This is a genomic window from Treponema endosymbiont of Eucomonympha sp. (genome assembly GCF_001028545.1).
The window spans coordinates 1-729 of record NZ_BBPW01000338.1; the positions used below are offsets into that span (position 1 = coordinate 1).

General features: G+C 55.8%; 1 protein-coding gene and 1 tRNA gene. Both read right to left on the bottom strand.

From position 1 onward, the window contains the following. Window positions 1-429, bottom strand: a 429-nt coding sequence (gene tsaE / locus AWU74_RS06935) for a tRNA (adenosine(37)-N6)-threonylcarbamoyltransferase complex ATPase subunit type 1 TsaE (RefSeq protein ID WP_187150918.1), incomplete at its 3' end; no start/stop codon positions are given. A 17-nt stretch (window positions 430-446) separates the two neighbouring features. Next, window positions 447-519 (bottom strand) — tRNA-Met (locus AWU74_RS06940). Between the last annotated feature and the right edge of the window lie 210 nt (window positions 520-729).

The following is a 729-nucleotide window of genomic DNA, read 5'->3' on the forward strand; positions in this document are numbered from 1 at the left end:
GGGAAGCGCCGAAGGGAGTTTTGCGCTCCATTCGCCGACGCACAACCCTTCGGCGTAGAGCAGGTCGGCCGCCCCCAGATTGATGAAATCGGCTTCGGAACCGAGCCGATACATATCCATATGATACAGCGGCATACGCCCTGCGTATTCGGAAATAATCGTGAATGTCGGGCTGGTAAGCGTTTCGGCGACGCCCAGCGCACGGGCGACGCCTTTGGCAAACGTCGTCTTCCCCGCGGCGAGCGCGCCCGAAAGCGCGACAACGTCGCCGCGCCGCAAAAACGAGCCGATTTTCTCGCCGAGACGGACAGTCTCTTCAGCGGTATGCGTGGCAAACTGAAGCATGAAAGGAATATAGCATAGAGCCGCCGTTTTGTCAGGGTTTCGGGGAAAGGCAGCGGGGCGGCGTAGACAAAAAAACGCCGTCAAAAGATTGACGGCGTTTTTAGCAGGGAGAGGACTTGAACCTCCGACCTCCGGGTTATGAGCCCGACGAGCTGCCAACTGCTCTACCCTGCGTCGTTATGACAATAGCTTACCGGATTTCCGAAATCGTGTCAAGCGGAAAACGCCCTGCGGACGATATTTTTTCCGCATATCCGCCTGCTAGGCAGTGTGGACTAAAGAAAGGAAAAGAGGTAAAATAGGAGCATGAAAGGAAATAAAGGCATTCACCGGCACGAGATAAGCGACGAGGCGTGGGAACGGATAAAAGAACTGCTGCGCGGT